Origin of the sequence: Stenotrophomonas sp. SrG, from assembly GCF_050031795.1 — a bacterium.
Classification (GTDB): Bacteria; Pseudomonadota; Gammaproteobacteria; order Xanthomonadales; family Xanthomonadaceae; genus Stenotrophomonas; species Stenotrophomonas rhizophila_A.
In genome coordinates this window covers 1-242 of record NZ_JBNBBE010000938.1, presented here as the reverse complement: position 1 = coordinate 242, position 242 = coordinate 1, and the positions used below count along the sequence as shown (strand labels likewise).

The window sequence follows — 242 nt, the reverse complement described above, 5'->3', positions numbered from 1 at the left end:
CCGCCCCCATGAGCACCACCGACCTGCCCCAGCTCAAGATCGCAGTGGTCGGCTACGGCAGCCAGGGCCGCGCCCACGCATTGAACCTGCGTGAATCCGGTTGCGACGTGGTCATCGGCCTGCGTCCGGGCGGCCCGACCGAGGTCAAGGCACAGGCCGACTGTTTCACCGTCAAGGCACCGGCCGAGGCGGTCAAGGATGCGGACCTGGTCGCCGTGCTGACCCCCGACCTGGTGCAGAAG

Annotated in this window: 1 protein-coding gene; it reads left to right on the top strand. The window is 69.0% G+C overall.

The features are described from left to right. Positions 1–8 precede the first annotated feature (8 nt). Positions 9–242 (top strand): NAD(P)-binding domain-containing protein (locus tag ACQG3P_RS22250; protein WP_426806264.1); only part of this gene is annotated, 234 nt, incomplete at its 3' end.